17 protein-coding genes are annotated in these 18805 nt (G+C 72.0%); 6 read left to right on the forward strand and 11 right to left on the reverse strand.

Annotation, left to right across the window (positions count from 1 at the left end; translation table 11 throughout):
• Positions 1–14 precede the first annotated feature (14 nt).
• The 6 genes from QP090_RS12150 to QP090_RS12175 form a co-directional block, all read right to left on the reverse strand.
• Complete coding sequence (locus QP090_RS12150; RefSeq protein WP_285938859.1) at positions 15–1088, reverse strand: hypothetical protein; 1074 nt, start codon at positions 1086–1088, stop codon at positions 15–17.
• Positions 1089–1238: 150 nt separating this feature from the next.
• Positions 1239–2003 (reverse strand): crotonase/enoyl-CoA hydratase family protein, encoded by a 765-nt coding sequence (locus QP090_RS12155; RefSeq protein ID WP_285938860.1) that lies wholly within the window; start codon positions 2001–2003, stop codon positions 1239–1241.
• 8 nt (positions 2004–2011) lie between these two features.
• Complete coding sequence (locus tag QP090_RS12160; RefSeq protein ID WP_285938861.1) at positions 2012–2785, reverse strand: SDR family oxidoreductase; 774 nt, start codon at positions 2783–2785, stop codon at positions 2012–2014.
• Positions 2786–2873: 88 nt separating this feature from the next.
• Positions 2874–3185 (reverse strand): DUF6191 domain-containing protein, encoded by a 312-nt coding sequence (locus tag QP090_RS12165; RefSeq protein WP_285938862.1) that lies wholly within the window; start codon positions 3183–3185, stop codon positions 2874–2876.
• A 134-nt stretch (positions 3186–3319) separates the two neighbouring features.
• Entirely contained in the window at positions 3320–3706 is a 387-nt protein-coding gene (locus QP090_RS12170; protein ID WP_285938863.1) for an SCO5389 family protein, read from the reverse strand.
• 96 nt (positions 3707–3802) lie between these two features.
• A complete protein-coding gene (locus QP090_RS12175) occupies positions 3803–5227 on the reverse strand; it encodes a glycoside hydrolase family 1 protein (RefSeq protein WP_285938864.1) in 1425 nt (474 codons plus the stop codon).
• 975 nt (positions 5228–6202) lie between these two features.
• Here QP090_RS12175 and QP090_RS12180 point away from each other — a divergent pair.
• Together QP090_RS12180 and QP090_RS12185 are read left to right on the forward strand one after the other, a co-directional pair.
• The gene (locus QP090_RS12180) at positions 6203–6658 is read left to right on the forward strand and encodes a C40 family peptidase (protein ID WP_285938865.1); all 456 of its coding nucleotides are present in this window, start codon (positions 6203–6205) and stop codon (positions 6656–6658) included.
• Positions 6659–7224: 566 nt separating this feature from the next.
• Positions 7225–7737 carry a C40 family peptidase gene (locus tag QP090_RS12185; protein WP_285938866.1) on the forward strand — a complete coding sequence of 171 codons (513 nt, stop codon included), beginning with the start codon at positions 7225–7227 and terminating at the stop codon, positions 7735–7737.
• 182 nt (positions 7738–7919) lie between these two features.
• Here QP090_RS12185 and QP090_RS12190 read toward each other — a convergent pair whose 3' ends face one another.
• On the reverse strand, positions 7920–8996 hold the full coding sequence (locus QP090_RS12190) for an alkene reductase (RefSeq protein WP_285938867.1): 1077 nt from the start codon (positions 8994–8996) through the stop codon (positions 7920–7922).
• Positions 8997–9097: 101 nt separating this feature from the next.
• Between QP090_RS12190 and QP090_RS12195 the strand changes: the two genes are divergently transcribed.
• Both QP090_RS12195 and QP090_RS12200 read left to right on the forward strand, forming a co-directional pair.
• Positions 9098–11929, forward strand: a complete 2832-nt coding sequence (locus tag QP090_RS12195) for an AAA family ATPase (protein ID WP_285938868.1) — start codon at positions 9098–9100, stop codon at positions 11927–11929.
• A complete protein-coding gene (locus tag QP090_RS12200) occupies positions 11907–12806 on the forward strand; it encodes an ADP-ribosylglycohydrolase family protein (RefSeq protein ID WP_285938869.1) in 900 nt (299 codons plus the stop codon). Before QP090_RS12195 ends, QP090_RS12200 begins: the two co-directional genes overlap by 23 nt.
• A 52-nt stretch (positions 12807–12858) precedes the next feature.
• On the opposite strand, the gene QP090_RS12205 is transcribed toward QP090_RS12200, so the two are convergent.
• The 3 genes from QP090_RS12205 to QP090_RS12215 all read right to left on the reverse strand — a co-directional run bounded on the left by QP090_RS12205 (position 12859) and on the right by QP090_RS12215 (position 15444).
• The gene (locus QP090_RS12205) at positions 12859–13971 is read right to left on the reverse strand and encodes a PP2C family protein-serine/threonine phosphatase (protein ID WP_285938870.1); all 1113 of its coding nucleotides are present in this window, start codon (positions 13969–13971) and stop codon (positions 12859–12861) included.
• Positions 13972–14317: 346 nt separating this feature from the next.
• On the reverse strand, positions 14318–15028 hold the full coding sequence (locus tag QP090_RS12210) for a dienelactone hydrolase family protein (RefSeq protein WP_285938871.1): 711 nt from the start codon (positions 15026–15028) through the stop codon (positions 14318–14320).
• Positions 15029–15030: 2 nt separating this feature from the next.
• On the reverse strand, positions 15031–15444 hold the full coding sequence (locus tag QP090_RS12215; RefSeq protein ID WP_285938872.1) for a PaaI family thioesterase: 414 nt from the start codon (positions 15442–15444) through the stop codon (positions 15031–15033).
• Between the two features lie 24 nt (positions 15445–15468).
• Here QP090_RS12215 and QP090_RS12220 point away from each other — a divergent pair, with 24 nt between their 5' ends.
• Positions 15469–16782 carry a cytochrome P450 gene (locus tag QP090_RS12220; protein WP_285938873.1) on the forward strand — a complete coding sequence of 438 codons (1314 nt, stop codon included), beginning with the start codon at positions 15469–15471 and terminating at the stop codon, positions 16780–16782.
• Here QP090_RS12220 and QP090_RS12225 read toward each other — a convergent pair.
• Positions 16755–17777: a hypothetical protein gene (locus tag QP090_RS12225; RefSeq protein WP_285938874.1), complete on the reverse strand. Its 1023-nt coding sequence runs from the start codon at positions 17775–17777 to the stop codon at positions 16755–16757. The genes QP090_RS12220 and QP090_RS12225 overlap by 28 nt on opposite strands.
• Before the next feature lie 116 nt (positions 17778–17893).
• Here QP090_RS12225 and QP090_RS12230 point away from each other — a divergent pair, with 116 nt between their 5' ends.
• Positions 17894–18739, forward strand: coding sequence for a hypothetical protein (locus QP090_RS12230; protein WP_285938875.1), 846 nt, complete (start codon positions 17894–17896; stop codon positions 18737–18739).
• The last annotated feature ends 66 nt before the right edge of the window (positions 18740–18805 follow it).

Raw genomic sequence — 18805 nt, forward strand, 5'->3', positions numbered from 1 at the left:
GTCAGAGGCCATTTCTACCCGAAGTACTCGATGAAGGGCACCTTCTTGTCCGGGCCGGCGGCGGTGCCGGCACTGACGATGCCGGTCGTGCCGGGGCGCCAGTCGAGGTCGCCGGCCTGGACGGCGCCGGAGCGGGCGGGGCCGCTGAGGGTCGTCCACGCCGAGCCGCTGTAGTGCATGTACTGCGTCGTGGTTCCGGTGGTGACCGGCAGCATCACCACGCCGCCCTGGCCGTCGCCCGACAGGCCGATGCCCGCGGCGTTCAGCGGGGTGCCGACGGTCGTCCAGGACGAGCCGTTCCAGTGCAGCAGCGCGTTGGTGATCTGCGCGTTCTGCCGGACCCTGGAGACGTACACGTTGGTCGGGGAATTGGCCACGATCTTGGTGAGCGTGCCCTGGTAGGCGGGCACGCCCATCGCGCCGGGGACGTCGAGGCGCTTCCAGGACGTCCCGTCGTAGTGCATCACCAGGCCGGTGACGGCGGTGCCGTCGGAGGTGGTGCCGGCCAGCCACACGTCGGACTTGGACTTGACGTCCACCGCGGTGATGCTGGACGAGGCGGGCAGCGGCACGGTGGTGTCGACCCAGGCACTGCCGTTCCAGCGCATGATCGCGCTCAGGCCGCCGCCCGACGCGCCGACCCCGGCGACGGAGTAGGCGGTGCCGTCGGTGCCGGCCGACACCTGGGACGGCATGCCCACCAGCGGGTAGTCGGCCTGGGCCCACTTGGTGCCGTTCCAGTACAGGCCGACGGGCCCGCCGAGGTTGTAGCCGACGATCCAGGCGCGGTTGGCGCCGGCGGCGGCCACGTCGGTCGGGGTGAACCCGACCGGGCTGCTCTGCGCGACCCAGGCCGACCCGTTCCACCGGACGATGTCGGCCGTCGGGGTGAGGAGGGAACCGCTCGCGCCGACGGCCCAGCCGGCGTTCTTGTCGGAGAAGTCGACCCTGTCGAGGCTGCCGTTGTAGCTCAGGGCCGTGCTGCCGATGTTGCGCCAGCCCGCCGCCTGGGCCGGCGCGGCGAGCGCGACCGTCCCGAGGCCGCAGGTGAGGACCATGACCGCCGCCGGCACCGCGTTCCGTCTCAAAGCCACTCCCAAGATCAGGTCAGGTGGGCCCAAGAGTACGGGGATGCTTACTCGCGAGTAAGAGGGGCGTACCGGACGGCCAGAACAGGCCGATCCCGGACACGGGAACGCCCGGGGACCGAGGTCCCCGGGCGTCTCGCGCGGTACGGGTTACTCGCCCTTCCAGTCCGGCCTGCGCTTCTCGGCGAAGGCGGCCGGGCCCTCCTGGGCGTCCTTGGACATGAAGACGGGCAGGGTGATCTCGCCCTGCTTCTTCCATGCCTCCTCGGCGCCCCAGTCGGCGGACTCGACGATGACCTTCTTGGTCGCCGCGAGCGCCAGCGGCGCGTTCTCGGCGACCTTGAGGGCCAGCTCCTTGGCCGCCGCCAGCGCCTGCCCCGGCTCGGTGAGCCGGTTGACCAGGCCCAGCTCGGCCATCCGGCCGGCCGGGTACTTCTCGCCGGTGAGGGCGATCTCCATCGCGATGTGGAACGGGATCCGCTGCGGCAGCCGGAGCAGCCCGCCCCCGGCGGCGACCAGGCCGCGCTTGGGCTCGGGCAGCCCGAACAGGGCCTCGCTGGACGCCACGATCATGTCGCAGGCCAGCGCCACCTCGCAGCCGCCGGCCAGCGCGTAGCCCTCGATCGCGGCGATCAGCGGCTTGGCCGCCGGGCGCTCCACGATCCCGGCGAACCCGCGGCCCTCGATGATCGGGTTGTCCCCGGTCAGGAAGCCCTTGAGGTCCATGCCCGCGCAGAAGGTGCCGCCCGCGCCGGTGAGGACGCCGATGGACAGGTCCTTGCGGGAGTCCAGCTCGTCCAGCGCCGCCGCGATGCCCTGGGCCACGGCGCCGTTGACGGCGTTCCGGGCCTCGGGACGGTTGATCGTGATGACCAGGACGGCGCCGTCTTCTTCAGTGAGAACAGCCTCGGACATTCAGTGCCTCACTTCGGCTGGAAGCGGATGCCGCCGTCGAAACGGATCGTCTCGCCGTTCATGTAGTCGTTCTCGATGAGCGACGTGACCAGGTGCGCGAACTCCGAGGCCTTGCCCATCCGCTTCGGGAACGGCACCGGCGCCGCCAGCTTGGCCTTGAACGCGTCCGCGGCCTCGCCCTCGCCGTAGATCGGGGTGTCGATGATCCCCGGGCAGATGGTGTTGACCCGGACGCCGATCGCGGCGAGGTCGCGGGCGGCCGGCAGGGTCATTCCGACGATGCCGCCCTTGGACGCCGAGTAGGCGATCTGGCCGGTCTGCCCCTCCAGCGCGGCGACGGACGCGGTGTTGATCACTACGCCGCGCAGCCCGTCGGCGTCGGCCGGCTCGGTCTTGGAGATCGCGGCGGCGCCGATCCGCATCAGGTTGAAGGTGCCGATCAGGTTGATCCTGATGACCGTCTCGAACTGGCCGAGGTCGTGCGGGGTGCCGTCGCGGCCGACGGTCCGGGACGCCCAGCCGATGCCGGCGCTGTTGACCACGACGCGCAGCGGGGCGCCGGTGTCGACGGCGGCCTGCACGGCGGCCTGGACCTGCGCCTCGTCGGAGACGTCGGTCTTGACGAAGACGCCGCCGACCTCTTCGGCGAGGGCCTTGCCCTTGTCCTCGTTGAGGTCGGCGACGACCACCTTGGCGCCATCGGCGGCGAGCGCGCGGACGGTGGCCTCACCGAGACCGCTCGCACCACCGGAAACGACGGCGGAAACTCCGTTCAGATCCATAAGCAGCACCTTACGTGAGGGACCGAATGTGGTTCGGGATGATGTTACCCACAGGTCACAGTACGGGGAAGGCGCCGCCCCCCGGCCGTCAGGGGCGGGGTGCGCGGATGATCGCGGTGCCCGCGTCCAGGTCAACCCTGCTCCGCGGCGGCGCCCCGTCGTCCTCCTCGTCGCGCAGGATCAGCGAGCTGCGCTTCTCATCCAGCTCGTAGCGCTTGGTCGGTTGGAAGAGGGCGTCCAGTTCGTCGACGGCGACCGCCGACATCGGGCGGCCGGTCTCGTCGCGCCGCCACGGCAGCCGGAAGCGCCGGTTGGCCCACAGCCCGACCCGGTCGGCCGCGGCGAACACCAGTAACCCGAGCGTCAGGCCGATCACCGACAGGAAGAATGCAGCAACCATGGTCGGAGAACGGCCGGCCTGCGGCGCCGGTTCCCGCCCCTCGTCCACCTGCGCGTCCGCCGTCCGTCCCTGGACGCGCGAAAGGGCGGCACGCCGCGCGTCAGTTGCGGCGTGCCGCCCCGGGGGCGGGCGGGTCAGCAGTCGATCCGGTCCGGCGACTGGTTGAGAAGCTGGGCTCGGGGCGAGACGAAGGCGGCGTGCCGCTTGGTGGCGCCCGGCGCGAACGCCGCCACGCGGTGACAGTTCTGGAACGCGAGCCTGACGCCGAAGTGGCGCTCGAGCGCGCCGCGCATCGCGTCGGAGGCGAGCACCCGCAGGAGCTGCCCCCGCGCCTGCTCGTCCGGCGGCGGCGTCAGGTTGTCGGCGAAGCCGTCGGTGCCCGCGCGCATCCGGTCGACGACGTCGCTGACGACCGTCCAGGCGTACGGCAGCGAGCTCCGCACGCACGCGACGAACGCCTCGTCGTCCACCTCGCCCTGGCGGGCGCGCTCCAGCAGCCGGTCATCGACGGTCAAGGACATGGCCGTTCTCCCCTCGGGTTGGTCGAGGGACCAGAGTGGCATGAAAATGATTATCGTTCCAATAGAACGTTGTGGGAGCGTCCACCCGATATCCGGTCAGGGCGCCACCTTTTGATAGGGGGCGGGCGGGGTGGCGGGCGTGCCGAAACAGGTCGCGATCGGGTCCTCGATCGAGCACCAGCCCGGCTTGCGCTTGGGCACGTACCCGCCCGGCACTCCGCGGTTCGCGATGATCGACCGGTACACCGGGACGCCGTCGGTCGGACGCCGCTTCAGCTCCGGATCGGTGAGCACGTCCACCGTGTACAGGCCGAAGCGCGGCCGGTAGCTCCCCCACTCGTAGTTGTCGGTGAGGCTCCACTGGTTGTAGCCGATCACCTTCACGCCGTCGGCGATGGCGCGCTGCACCCAGTAGAGGTGGTCGCGCATGTGGTCGGCGCGGGTGTAGCCGTCGGCGCGGGGCTTGCCGTCGTCGGTCGGCGTCCCGCTCTCGACGATGTAGAGGGGCAGGTTCGGCAACCGGCGCTGGTAGTTCTTCAGGACGTAGTAGAGCCCCTCCGGCTCCGGGTCGATCTTCCAGTACTCGCCGGTCATCGCGTTGATCGCGCTGAAGTTCTGGAGGTTGGCGCCGTAGTAGTAGTCGATCCCGACGAAGTCGAGCTTGTCGGTCACCTCGTTGAAGGCCGCCGCGTCGAACACCGCGTTGAAGACCGAGCCGTACGCCACGTTGGTCGACACCGGCGCCCCGGGGTCCACCCGGTGGATCAGGTCGTACGCGGCGCGGTGCGTCCTGATCAGCGCGGTGCGCATGGTGGCGAGCTGCATCAGGTTCATCGGCCGCGACAGCAGCTCGTGGTAAAGGTTCTGGCTGATCTCGTTGAAGGTGATCCAGAGGACCCCCTGGCCCTTGTACCGGTCCACCAGGAACTGGGCGTTGCGCAGCCAGTCGTCCTGCGTCCGCGCGTTGTCCCAGGCGCCCTGGTCGGCCACCCAGCCCGGGTACACCCAGTGGTCCAGGGTGATCATCGGGCGCATCCCGGCGGCCCGGATCCGGCGGACCAGGTCGTCGTAGTACGCCAGCGCCGCCGCGCTCCGCACGCCGCGGCGCGGCTCGACCCGAGCCCACTCGATGGACGTGCGGAAGACGTTCACGCCGAGTCCCTGCGCGAGGCGGACGTCGCCGGGGTAGCGGTGCCTGAAGTCCACCGAGTTGTTGTAGGGATCCTTGACGCCGTTCGCCTTCTTGTCGACGTACCGGGTCCAGTTGCTGTCGGGGAACGAGCCCTCCGACTGGAAGCCGGACGAGGACACGCCCCAGAGGAAGTCCGGCGGGAACTTGGCGACCTCGGGCGCCGTGGCGGACGCGGCGAGCGGAGACGGATGACCGGGGGACGAGGGGACGGGGGACGCGAGGGCGGGAGAAGCGAGGGCGGTGACCGCGGCCGTCAGCCAGACGGTCGCGGAGAGGATGAGGACGGATGGTGCGCGAGCGAAGCGTGGTCTGCCGGCCCTGCCGAACACGGGGTCTCCCTCCGGGGTACCGAACATGAATCTGTCTCGGATGACAGGCGCGGACGGTACCGCTGTCAAGATCAGCCGCATGACCGGTACCGGCTACTCCGGGATGCTCACGGTTTCCCCCGTTCCGCACCGGACGACCCTCGCACCCACCACCAAAGAGCACACCGCGCCCGGAAATCGGATCTAGCCCCCCTTCCGGTCCTCCTGCCACTCCTGCCCCCAAAGTGACTCGCGCGCCAGGACTGTGAGCGGCCGGACGGCCGGGGCGGCACGCCCCAAGCACGCCTTTCCGTCGTTCACGGCGGCGCCAAATCAACCCGGACATTCACCTCCCGAAGCGCAGAAAAGGGCACGACAGTACGACACGGGAAGGTCACTGTGATCTGCATCACAGTGGGATAAGCGCATGATCGGCTTGTGTCCTGGCTATCACTCTGAGTAATTGCCTTTTCGATGCGAAAGGCATCGCCGGACGCGAACCTCATCGCGGGCCCCGTGCAATCCACGGAGCTTCCGATCAGCGTCCGGCGGCCACGGAGTCGCCAACAGAAAACGGCAATGGGCGGACCCGGTCAGGCGGCGCACGCGCCGCGTCCGACCGGTCCTGGGCGGCACGCCGATCCTCGGCGCGCACGCCGACCGCCCGCCGAGTCCATGCAGACCAGAAGCATGGAGCCGGGTGAGCGCACCCGTCCTGACGACGTCGGGCGGGATGCCGCCGCCACGCAGCCGGAACTCTTGCCAACACTGTTCTTTCGGCTGCCCGGTCAGGCATGAACGGCGAGGTTAGGAGCAATCCTGAACGCCTTCCGATTCACCTTCATGACACGTACTCCGAGACTTCTCGCAGGCGCTTGCGCAGTGGGCGCGACCGCCGTCGCGGGAGTCCTACCGGCGCCGGCACCGGCGCGAGCGGCCGTATCCGCGGCGGCCACCGAAGCCATTGCGCCCAACGGCGGAGCGTCCGCCGACACCGTGACCAGGGCGTCCACCGCCCGGCACGCGGCGCGGACCGGACAGGCCGCCAGGGCCGCCTCGCGCGCGCGATCCAGAGCGGTCCGGCAGCGGTTCAGAGCCGCGACCGCCGTGGACTACGCGCGCAGGCAGATCGGCGACCCGTACCGCTGGGGCGCCACCGGACCGAGCTCGTGGGACTGCTCGGGACTCGCCGGAGGCTCGTGGCGCAAGGCGGGCGTGACGCTGCCGCGCACCACTCAGCAGATCTATCGCAAGGTCAGGCACAAGGTCAGCTGGAAGGGCGCGGTCAAGGGAGACCTGCTGTTCTTCTACTCCGGCCGGAGCCACATGGGCGTCTACGCCGGACACGGATACATGATCCACGCGCCGGGAACCGGCCGGCGGGTGACCAAGGTGAAGCTGAACGGCTACTACAAGGGCAACTTCAACGGGGCGGTCCGCCCCGGCTACTGAACGTAGCCTGCGGGAGCGGCCATGGCCGAACGCGGTGCGCTTCGGAGACGCCTCCGAAGCGCACCGCGCGCCCCCGATCCCGACCGGACGTGACTCACCTCACAACGCTCCATAACGATCTGGATAAGTGCAGGCAGAACCTTGATCACCAGCCCCGGCCGGACACCTGTCCACCACCGGAATCACGCCGAGATTTGCCAGCAATGCCGAACTCTGGCTACGTTCCTGCCGTTCCATGCGGCGAGACCGCGGCTCAGATAACAGAACACGATCACCGACGCGCGGCAGCGGCGCCCCCGACTTCCCGCCGCCCGAGAGCCCGCCGTCGACCGCCGAGTCCGTGCGGCCAAGAAGCACGGAACCGGAGAGCGGCCCCCGCGAACCTCGCCTCCCGAGGGCACCGCGGGCCCGGCCGCCCGCATCCCGACCCCCAGGCGGAGCCCCCGCCCGCGGTGACGGCTGCCCGGTAGGCACCGCAAGCTAGGTCAGGAGTCGTTCTGCATACCACCCCCCGAACCCGTCTGAAGGCCGGAATCACCCGCACGTCGCTCGTCGGCGGCGCCACCGTGACCGCGGCGGCCCTGGGAGCGACGCTCCTGGTGGCGGCCCCGGCCCACGCGACGGCCGCCGTCCCGCAGGCGGCGCCCCAGACGGCGAACGTGGCGAGCACCGTCGCGGCGGCCCGCATCTCCAAGGCGCGGGCCACCAAGCAGAAGAAGCGCGCCAACTACGCCATCAAGTACGCCTCCAAGCAGATCGGCGACCGCTACCGCTACGGCGGCACCGGCCCCGGCTCGTGGGACTGCTCGGGACTGGCCGGAGGCTCGTGGCGCAAGGCGGGCGTGAAGCTGCCGCGTACCACCCAGCAGATCTACAAGAAGGTCAAGTACCGGGTGTCCTGGAAGGGCGCCGTCAAGGGAGACCTGCTGTTCTTCTACTCCGGCAAGACCCACATGGGCGTCTACATCGGGAAGGGCTACATGATCCACGCGCCCAGCTCGGGCAAGCGGGTCAAGAAGGTCAAGCTCAACCGCTATTACAAGCGCAACTTCGCCGGCGCCGTCCGCCCCGGCTACTGAGCGAGCGGGTTCGACGCGCCGGCTCAGCACGAGCACGGCCCGGGATCGCTCCCGGGAGCATGCGTCAGGTAAGGCGAGGCCCCGTACCGGGTGAGCGGTACGGGGCCTTCGTCGTTCCGCGCGGTCTCCTTGTACAACCTCGCGTCGCGGGGGTTCGTCGTCTCCGGGGCGTCTGCGGATGCTCAGTCCTCAAGGAACGGGTAGTCGGTGTAGCCGCGGTGGTCGCCGCCGTAGAAGCCGGCACGGTCGGCCTCGTTGTACGGGCCGCCGGCCTTGATGCGCGCGGGAAGGTCGGGGTTGGCCAGCCACAGCTCCGCGAACGCGATGGCGTCCGCCACTCCCTCGCGCAGCGCGTCCACCCCGTACTCCGGCTTGGCCGGGAACGACTCGGGCGTGGGGTGCGGGTTGAGGATCAGCGTTCCGGGCCACTGCGCCCTCAGCACGCGGGTCAGGTCCCGGTCCCCCAGTTCCATCACGTGCAGGTACGCGAGCCCGAGCGGAGCGAGTTCGCGCACCAGCGCCGGGTAGAGATCGGCGGTGTCGCTCTCGCTGATGCCGTTGATGGTGGCGCCCGGCGACACGCGGAATCCGACGCGTTCCGGTCCGATCGCCTCGCTGACCGCGCGCGCGACCTCCACCGCGAACCGGATCCGGTTCGCGATCGTGCCGCCGTACTCGTCGGTCCGCCGGTTGCTGCCGTCGGCGAGGAACTGCTGGATCAGGTAGCCGTTGGCCCCGTGCACCTCGACACCGTCGAAACCGGCCGCGACCGCCTTGCGCGCGGACTCCGTGAAGTCCTCCACAGTCTGCGCGATGTCGTCCAGGGTCAGCTCGCGGGGGACGGGGTGGTCGAGCATCCCTTCGGGCGTGTAGAGCTGCCCACCGGACGCGAGCGGCGACGGCCCCACGGGCAGTGCTCCGTCCGGGTAGAGCACGGGATGCCCGATCCGTCCCGCATGCATGATCTGCACGAAGATCCGGCCGTCGCGCTCGTGCACCGCGTCGGTCACCTTCCGCCACGCCTCGGTCTGCTCACCGGAGTGCAGCCCGGGCGTCGACACGTAGCCCTGGCCGATCACGCTCGGCTGGGTGCCCTCGGTGATGATCAGCCCGGCGCCGGCGCGCTGCGCGTAGTACTCGGCCACCAGCTCGTCCACCCGGCCGTCCGCGGTCGCCCGGCTCCGGGTCATCGGGGCCATGACCAGGCGGCTCGGCAGGTCCAGCTTGCCGACGAGTACCGGCTCGAACAGTTCCTTCATGACTTCCTCCTATGGACGTTTTCGCTGGTCATGAAGCTACGAGCAGGCGGGTACGGGGCGAATCCGTAAAGTTTCGGTAGTTCGCCCCGTAGTTTTGAACCGTGCTCTACGGGCGTGAACAGGAACAGGCTCACCTCACCGGCATGCTCAAGGACGCGCGCGACCGACGCCGCAGCAGCGTCCTTCTGCTGCGCGGGGAGGCCGGCATCGGCAAGTCCGCGCTGCTCGGCTGGTTCGCCGAGTCGGCCGAGGCGGTGGGCGACGGCGCGGCGACGCGGGTGCTGCGGCTCGCGGGCGTCGAGGCGGAGGCGTCCATGGCGTTCGCCGGGCTGAACCAGCTGCTGTGGCCGGTACGAGACCGCATCGACGCGCTCCCCGCTCCGCAGGCCGCCGCTCTGCGCGCGGCGCTCCGGCTGCCCGGTCCCGCCGAGGGCGACGCGGCGGACGTCGTGCAGGACCGGTTCACGACCGGGCTGGCGCTGCTGACCCTGCTGGCCGACCTCGCCGACGACGCGGCCGTGCTGTGCCTGGTGGACGACGCTCAGTGGCTCGACACCGCGACGGCCGAGGCGCTCCTGTTCGCCGCCCGGCGGCTCGCCGCGGAGGGCGTGGTGATGGTGTTCGCCACCCGCGACGCGGCCCTCACCGCGACCGGGCTCCCCGAGGCGCAACTGAACCGGCTGGAGGACTGCCAGGCCCGATGGGTGCTGGCCGGGCTGGACCTGCCGCAGCCGATGCGCGACCGGATCGTCCGGGAGGCGGCGGGCAACCCCCTCGCGCTGCTGGAGTTCGGGGCCGGACGCCCGGGAACGCCGGACGGCTCGACGCCGCTCCCGGTCCCCGACCGAGTGGTGGCGGGCTTCCAGAGCCGGATCGGCGCGCTGCCCGAGAGCACCCGGCTGATGCTGCTGATCCTCGCCGCGGAGGGACGCGGGCACATGCCGAGCCTGCTCGGCGCCGCGCGCGCGTTCGGGGTCGGCCTCGCGGATCTGGAGGAGGCCGAGCGGGCCCGGCTGGTCGCCGTGACCGGCACGACGGCCGCGTTCCGCCATCCGCTGATCCGGGCCGCGTCCTACCAGGGTGCGGTCGCCGCGCGGCGGATCGCGGTGCACGAGGCGCTGGCGGCGGCGGCCGAGGACCCCGACTGCCGGGCCCGGCACCGGGCGTCGTCCGCGCTGAGCGCGGACGAGGACGTCGCGGCCGAGCTCCAGCGGGCGGCCGAGCGGGCGCAGGACCGCACCGGGCACGGCGTCGCAGCGGCGCTGTTCCGCCAGGCCGCCGAGCTGACCCCGGGTCGGCACGCCCGCACCGAACGGCTGGCCGCGGCGGCCAGGGCGACGCTCCAGGCCGGCCAGCCCGCCGAGGCGGACGAGCTGGCCGTCCGGGCGGCGGAGCTCACCACGGATCCGGCCGAGCACGCGCGGCTCGGCCTGGTCCGCGCCGCCGTCGAGTTCGAGCGGGGCGATCCGCGGGCCGCGGCGCGCACGCTGGTCGAGCACGCCGCGGGGGCCGCGTCCGCCGATGCCCCCGGCCTGCTCCGCACGGCCGCGGCGTACGCGTGGACGGCCGGTGAGGCGCCCGCCGTCCTCCGGGCCGCCGAACTGCTGCGCGCGTCCGGACGGGACGATGAGACGGTCCAGGGCATGGCCCACCTGGTCGTGGGCGACTACGCGCACGGCCTCCCCCTCCTGGCCGGGCAGGTCGCCAAGGCGCGCAAGGCACTGCGCAGCTCGTCGGCGCTGTCCGGCGGTGCATGGTCGGGCGGCGAAGTGTCCAGTGGCGTCTGGCCGGCCGGCGACCGGATTCTCGCCGCGCGGGTAGGGCTCGTCCTAGGCGACGACGAGGCGGCACTGGAGCTGGCCTCCGCCGAGGCCGTGCGCTGCCGCGCACAGGGACTGGTCGCGGCACTCCCGGACGTCCTACAGGCGCAGGCTCAGGCGCAGATCGCCGTCGGGCTGCACCAGGACGCGGAGGCCGCAGCGGCCGAGGCGATCGCGCTGGCGTGCGACACCGGCTTCGCGTGGCGCCAGGGGCAGCTCGGCACCGTCCTGGCGCGTATCGCCGCGATCGAGGGCGACGAGAACCGGCTTCAGGAGCTGACGGCCGCGACGGGCACAGCATGCGCGGCCGGAGCGGCCAGCGGCGGCACGAGCACGGGCGCGCGCGTGAGCGGCGCCGAGGGGCCGTCATGGCGATGGGACGCGGCGAGCGCACGGGGACTGCTCGACCTTGGGCACGGCCGCTACGACGAGGCGTTGCGCCGGTTCGATGAGGCCGGGCAGCGGCCCCAGTGGTACACCGCGAGCGCCATGCTGTCGTCCGCCGACCATGTAGAGGCAGCCGTACGCGCGGGGCACCCTGAAGAGGCCCGTCCTGTACTGGAGCGGCTCCGGAAGTGGGCGCAGGCGGGTCGGCAGCCGTGGGCGCTCGCTGTGGTGCTGCGCTGCGAGGCGCTGCTCAGCGACGAAGAGGAACCGTACGCGGCGGCTGTACGGCAGCACGAGCAGGCGATGCGTCCGTTCGAGCGGGCCCGTACCGAACTGCTGTACGGCGAGTGGCTCCGCCGCGCCCGCCGCCGTTCGGACGCGCGCGTCCCGCTGCGTTCGGCAGTGGAGGTCTTCGAGCGGTTGCGCGCGGCGCCGTGGGCCGAACGGGCCCGTGCGGAGCTGCGCGCGACGGGCGGGACCGGCACCGCCGCCGAGGCGACCGCGTCCAGCATGCTCGACCGGCTCACGCCGCAGGAGCGCCAGGTGGTCCGGCTGGCCTCCGAGGGAAGCAGCAGCCGGGAGATCGCCGCACACCTGTTCCTCAGCCCCCGGACGGTGGAGTACCACCTCTACAAGGCGTATCCGAAGCTCGGGATCTCGTCCCGTCGTGAACTGCCGCGCCTCCGTGCGACAGTGGCGGGCGATGACCTCCTCCGAACGCGCTGAACGCGCGCACGCCTCACTGCTCGGCCTGGCGCTCGGGGACGCGCTCGGCTCCCAGTTCTTCGTCCCCGCCAACCGCTCCGCCTTCGACGCCCGGACACTGCCGCCAGGGCCGTGGCAGTGGACCGATGACACCGAGATGGCCGCCTCGGTGTTCCTCGTGCTGACCCGCTATGGGACGGTCGACCAGGAGGCCCTGGCGACGAGCTTCGCCGAGCGGCACGACTTCGATCGCGGCTACGGGCCTGGGACGGGCCGGCTGCTTCGGCTCGTCCGGGAGGGCGGCGACTGGCGGACGCTCGCGCGCGAGTCGTTCGACGGTCAAGGCTCCTGGGGGAACGGTGCCGCGATGCGCGTCGCCCCACTCGGCGCCTGGTACGCGGACGACCCTGCCGACGCCGCCCGGCAGGCCGCGCTGTCAGCCGAGGTGACGCACCCGCATCCGGAGGCGATAGCGGGCACGGTCGCCGTGGCCGTCGCCGCCGCCATCGCCGCCGCTTCGTCCACAGCTTCGTCCCCTGCCCCGGGGCCGTTCCTGGATGAGGTGCTAGGGCACGTCCCTGTGGGGAAGGTGCGCGACGGCATCGCCGAGGCACGCCGTCTACTGACGATCGGCGATCCCTCCACGGCCGCCGCGGTGCTTGGCAATGGGCGGCAGGTCGCCGCGCATGACACGGTGCCGTTCACGATGTGGGCGGCGGCGCGCAACCTCGGCGACTACGAGAGGGCCTTCTGGACGACCGCCGCCGCAGGGGGCGACATCGACACGACCTGCGCGATCGTGGGCGGCATCGTCGGCGCCACCGCCGGCCTCCCGTCCCGGTGGACGCGCGACTGCGAACCGCTGCCCGCCTGGTGCAGTCCGCTCTCGGGCCCCTAAGCCGCATCGCCGCGTGACCATGTCCGCCTTAGCGGCGTCCGCTCCAGCGGCGTCAGCGCACCGGCGGCCGGGCCTGCTGGCTGCTTCTGGTCACCGGGGTGTCGGGCACCGCTGCGGGCAGGGTGGTGAGGTCCGGTTGCAGCAGGATCAGGGTCAGGTCGTCGCCCGTCGGGTCGCCGGCATGCTGGTAGAGCAGGTCGAGGAGCTGCTCGAGCCCCTCCTCCAGGTCCGGAGCGGCCAGAGCGGCCCTGACCTGTTCGCGGCACAGGGGGAAGGACGTGCCGTCGGCGTCGCGGGCGTCGGTGAGGCCGTCGGTGTAGAGCAGCAGCCGCTGGTTGCGCCGCAGCCGCACCCGGTGCAGCCGCGGGTCGGGCGACAGCCCCAGCGGCGGGGACGGCTCGGGCGACTCCATCAGCTCCAGCACCCGTCCCACCCGCACGGGCGGAGGGTGCCCGCAGTTGACCAGGCGCACCTCGCCGGGGACGAAGTCGGCCAGCAGCAGGGTGACGAAGTCCTCCGGGCCGAGCTCGGGCTTGATGCGGCCGTCGATGGCGTGCGCGAGGCGGACCAGGTCGGGCTCGGCGGCCGCGGTCTGCCGGAACGCCGACAGCACCGCCGCAGCGAGCTGCACCGCGTCAAGCCCGTGCCCCTTAACGTCGCCGAGGACCAGCCGGGCCCCAGCGGACGTGACGACGGCGTCGTGCAGGTCGCCCCCGACCAGCGCGTGGTCGGACGCCGACCGGCTGCGCATCGCCAGGCGGGTGTCGCCGAGCCGGGACGGCAGCGGGTGGACGATGGCGCGCTGGGCGAGCTCGGCGATGTGGGTCATCCGGGCCAGGGACCCGGCGGCGCGGGAGCGGGAGCGGGCGATCAGCGCCGACCACACCCCGCCGATCGCCACGCCCAGCACCTGCGCGGCGTGATCGAGGTCGAGCAGCGGCCAGGTGCCGCGCAGCCCGGGGAGCGCGACCGCGAGCGTGATCGCCACGGTGGCGATCACGGTGGTAGCGCGTGCGGTCAGCCGCACGGCGGCCAGCAGCGGCCCGACCAGCAGCAGTCCGACCGGGGAGGCCGCGGCGGAGGCGGCGTCGGCCAGCGCGATGGCCGCCTCGACCGTGACCACCATCAGTGACCAGGCGTGGGGCCGGCCTCGGCGTGAGAGCACCCGACCGCCTCCATGACGAGGATTTCCCTGGGATGTACTTCGTGTGAGTAGTCACTTTCTCACTATTGGTGACGCGTCGCGGAGAGATCGGGCAAGCTGCGGTCACGACGGATGGCGGGGTCGAGCCGGACGGTGACGATCATGACGATCGGTGAACGGCGGTGGGGAAACCTGCCCGCGGAACTGACGAGCCTGGTCGGACAGGGGCCGGAGCTGGCCCAACTGCGCCGCTCGTGCGCGCGGTCGCGGGCCGCGGCGCCCTCGGCGAGCCCGCGTTCCAGGCCGCCTTCCACGCCGGCTACGGCACCGGCGTCACCTACGCCCTCAGCGGCCCGGACGGCGCGCCCTAACGTCCGGACGTGGGCAGCTTCTCGGCGAGGTAGGTCTCGGTCAGCGCCCAGGCCCGCTCGGCCGGTCCAGGCTGGTAGAACATCGGGGCCGTGCGGTTGTGGAAGGCGTGCCCGCCGTCCTCCTGGACGTGGATCTCGAAGCCGGGCCGTCCGTCCACCGCGCGCTCGACCTCGGCGACCTGCCCGCGCTCGATGAACGGGTCGGAGCCGCCGAAGTGGAACTGGACCGGGCCTCTGATCCGGTCGAGCAGGTCCAGTCGGCCCGGCACGCCCGAGCCGTAGAACGACACCGTCGCGTCCAGCCTCGTCCGGGCGGCGAGGAGGTAGGCCAACGTGCCGCCGAAGCAGAAGCCCAGCGCGCCGGTGCCGCCGGAGACCTCGGGCAGATCGCGCAGGCGCGCGAGGGACGCCACCAGGTCGTCGACGCCCTTCGCCTCGTCGAAGCGCGACGAGATCCGCATCGACTGCCGCACCGTCTCCTCGGTGGCCTCGACGGCCCAGCCCGGCCGGATGCGCCAGAACATGTCGGGCGCCGCCACCACGTACCCGAGCGCGGCCAGGTCGGCGGCGACCTCCCGCAGGTACTCGCCGACCCCGAAGATCTCCTGGATCAGTAGCAGGCCGGGGCCGGTTCCGGACGCGGGCGTCCGGACGTGCAGCGCGAACCCGCCGTCGTCGACGGTCACGGTCTCGGTTCGGGTCGGCATCGTCATCCCATGAGCGCGTAGACGGCGGTGGCGCGGGCGGCCGGCTCGGACCGCCCGTCGGCGGTCATCGTGACGTCCGCGAACGCCAACGTCCGGCCGAGCTTGGTGATCCGCACCGCGACCAGCACGTCCACGCCGACGACCGGACGCTGGAACGAGGTGCTGAGCTGCACCGTCGTCATCGGCACGTACCCACCCTTGGCCGCCGCCACCGCGACCACCGTCGCGGTGTCGGCCGCCGCCATCAGCGCCTGCCCGGACAGGCCGCCGCCCTCGCGGGCCAGCCGGTCCGACCACGGCAGCCGCAGGGTCGCGCCCCCGTCCCCCACCTCCTCGACCGTCAGGCCGAGCTCCAGCACCCAGGGCGCGACGTTGTCGCGCAGGATCTTCTCGCCGTCCGCGGGCTTCACCGTCACCCCGCCATGATGCACGCTGGAGCCATGCTTGAGGAGATCTTCCTGCCCGGCACCTATGCCGCCGGCGTGCCGTACGCGACGTTCCGGCGGCTGCGCGCCGAGACCCCGGTGGCGTGGGTGCCCGAGCCCGCCGTCGGGCCGTGGCCCGCCGGCACCGGCTACTGGGCGGTGTTCCGGCACGCCGACGTCCGGCACGTGCTGCGCTCGCCGGAACTGTTCTCCTCCCACCTCGGCGCGACGCAGATCCGCGACCCCGACACGCCCGAGGACCTGGAGTTCGTCCAGGCGATGATGCTCAACCAGGACCCGCCGGGCCACTCCCGGCTGCGCCGCATCGTCGCCGCCGCGTTCACCCCCCGCGCCGTCCGCGCGCTGGAGGCGGCCATCGACGACCGGGCCCGCGGCCTGGTCGCGTCCGCCCTGGACGCCGGCGAGGCCGACTTCGTCGAGGTGGCCGCCGACCTGCCGGTCTGGACGCTCGCGCACATCATGGGCGTGCCGGCCGCCGACCGGCGGCTGCTGTACGACTGGGCGTCCCGCGTCATCGGCTACCAGGACGCCGAGTACGCCGGGCTGTCCACCGCCGACACCGCCTCGATGAGCCCGATGGCGCGCGAGGCCGCGGCCCGCCGCCCCGCCACGCTGCGCCATCCGGACGGACGGCCGATGAACCCGCGCTCGTACCCGGCGCTGCTCGACATGTTCGCCTACGCGCACGCGCTCGCCGAGGCGAAGAGCCGCGAGCCGGGCGAGGACGTGATGTCGCGGATGCTCGTGGGCGGCCTCAGCCGCGACGAGTTCGAGAACATGTTCTTCCTCCTCGCCGTCGCGGGGAACGAGACGCTGCGCAACGGCATCCCGGGCGGGCTGCTGAGCCTCCTGGACCACCCCGGCCAGCTCGCCCGCCTCCGCGCCGACCCCGCGCTGCTCGCGCCGGCGGTCGAGGAGATGCTCCGGTTCTGGCCCCCGGTGATGGACTTCCGCCGCACCGCCACCCGCGACCTCGAACTCGGCGGCCAAGAGATCGGGGCCGGCGACAAGGTCGTGGTCTACCACGCGTCGGCCAACCGCGACGAGACCGTGTTCACCGACCCCGACCGCTTCGACGTCACCCGCTCCCCGAACGACCATGTGAGCTTCGGATTCGGGCCGCACGTCTGCCTCGGCGCGCACCTGGCCCGCACCCAGATGCGCGCCGTGTTCCGCGAGCTGCTGCCGCTGGAGATCGAGCTCGCCGGGCCCCCCGACCGCCTGGCGTCCAACTTCCAGAACGGCCTGAAGCACCTGCCGGTCCGGCTCCGGAGGACCGGTCAGCCGTCGCACGTCTCCCAGGAGTAGGGGGAGGCCTGGCCCCTCCTGGAGCCCTGGGGGACGACGGAGATCGTCCCGTCCGGCCGGATCCCCGCCTCCAGCCTGCTGGTGACGATCTCGCACGAGACGGTGATCCGCTTCCGGGGCCCGTCCTCCCTGGCCCCGGTGGCGCGCAGCTCGACCGTCCCGCGCCTGCGGTCGGTGATCGACAGACCGGTGGTCCCGACGGCCACGACCGGATACTCCTTCACCTTCCAGGTGATGTCCTCGATGCCGAGGATGTAGCCGCCCGGCCGCCTGATGTTCTCCCCGACGCCGAACGTGCAGTCGGGCACTTCCACCTCGTTCTTCCCGACACACCCGTCCACATAGGCGTTCACCGCCTGCGACACCGCCCTCTCGCCGCGCGAGGTCAACTCGATCTCCGACGTGTCGGCTGCCGCGATCTCTCCCGGGAGGAGGAGATCGGACTCCTGCGCGACCGTGAACAGGTCCGGCCGGCCCTGGTAGTAGCGGTAGGCCCCCGGGAACAGCAGGTACTTCCCGTCCAGGCGATCGTCCGGGACCCGCACGCCGCCGATCTCCACGTACCAGAGCGCCGTCGACCCGAACTCGACCTCGGCGAACGGTTCCTTGATGCGGAGCCCGCCGTTCTCCTTAACCACCTCGATCTCGGTGCGCCCCCGCACCTTTCCCGAACCGAGCACGGCCGTCACTGTGACGGATTCGGCGCCCTCGTAAGCGGACGTCTCCTCAAGGCCGAGGATCTCCCAGTCGCCGCTCATCGCCGCGGCCTTCAGGAACGACGCCTCCTTCCCAGAGGGCCGCTTCTTCGCGATGCGCAGCGCCTCACCGACCTTCCGCTCTTTGACGGCCGTCAGGTAGCTGCGGACCAGCTTCACCGAGTCCGGGCTCCGGTCCGTCCCCGGCACCAGGCCGCCCGCCACCAGAACCAGCGTCCCGGCCAGGAAGACCACCGCCACCGATGACCACCGGCGCCGGTAAGCGTACTCGCCACTCATACCCACCTCCGTTCAGGTCGGATGAGCGCCCGCCCCGCCAAGATCGCCCCTGACCGCTTCCGGTCACACCGCCAACTCCCGCTGCTGCTGTCACGTCCAAAGGGCGGAGGTAGATCTTGACTGAGCGGCGACTCCTGACCGGCCCCCTGGGCAACCGCGCGTCCCTCGCGGCGGCCCTGGTGTGCGCGGTGCTGATCGGCGTCCTCGCCTGGCCCAGCCAGATGGACGCGCCCCTCCCGGCCCCGCCCCCGCCCCGCGTCCGCCAGATCACCACCGCGAAGGACGACTCCGGTGACGACGGCCGCGCCAGGACCGTCGAGCACGGTTTCACCGCCCTGGAAGACGCCGCCCGCGAGCACCTCGTCTCCTGGGGCGTCATCCTGGAGAACACCAGCCACCGGATGACCGCCAGGCTCATGGTGACCGTCACGATCCTCGATCGCGCCGGAAAGCCCGTGCTCACCGAGCAGCTCGACGCCGACATCGAGCCGGGCAAGCGCTTCGGCCTGGGCGACACCGCCTACGTCAAGCGCCCCGGCGCCCGCACCATGAAGATCGAGCTGAGCCGCCCCGAGTGGTGGCCGACGACCAGCGCGGTCCCGCCCCTCGCACCCGTCACCGCCAGCCAGGTCAAGGGCCGGCTCCGCAAGTACGACGACGATCAGTTCTACCTGGTCTCCGGCCCGAAGGGCCCTCGCGCCGAGGTCCACCGGGAACGCCGCCTGGACCTCGACCTCACCTTCCGCGTCGACTCCGGCCACCGCACCACCCTCGACAACCCGTGGGCCATCGCGATCCTCCGCGACAGGTCCGGCCGCATCCTCGGCGCCACCAAGCGCATCGACAGCGACCCCCAGGCCAAGTACCCGCCCGGCTGGTCCTTCCAGAAGATCCGCGCCAGAGGCGTCCCCGCCGCCACCGCCGTGGAACGGACAGAGGTCTACCCCCAGTCCGTCCGCTAGCCGCTTACCGAGATGCGTCGGGCCGGGACCGCCCTCTAGACTCGTTCCGAGCCCCCGACGGGCTCC

It is taken from the genome of Actinomadura xylanilytica (assembly GCF_030283145.1).
GTDB lineage: Bacteria > Actinomycetota > Actinomycetes > Streptosporangiales > Streptosporangiaceae > Spirillospora > Spirillospora xylanilytica.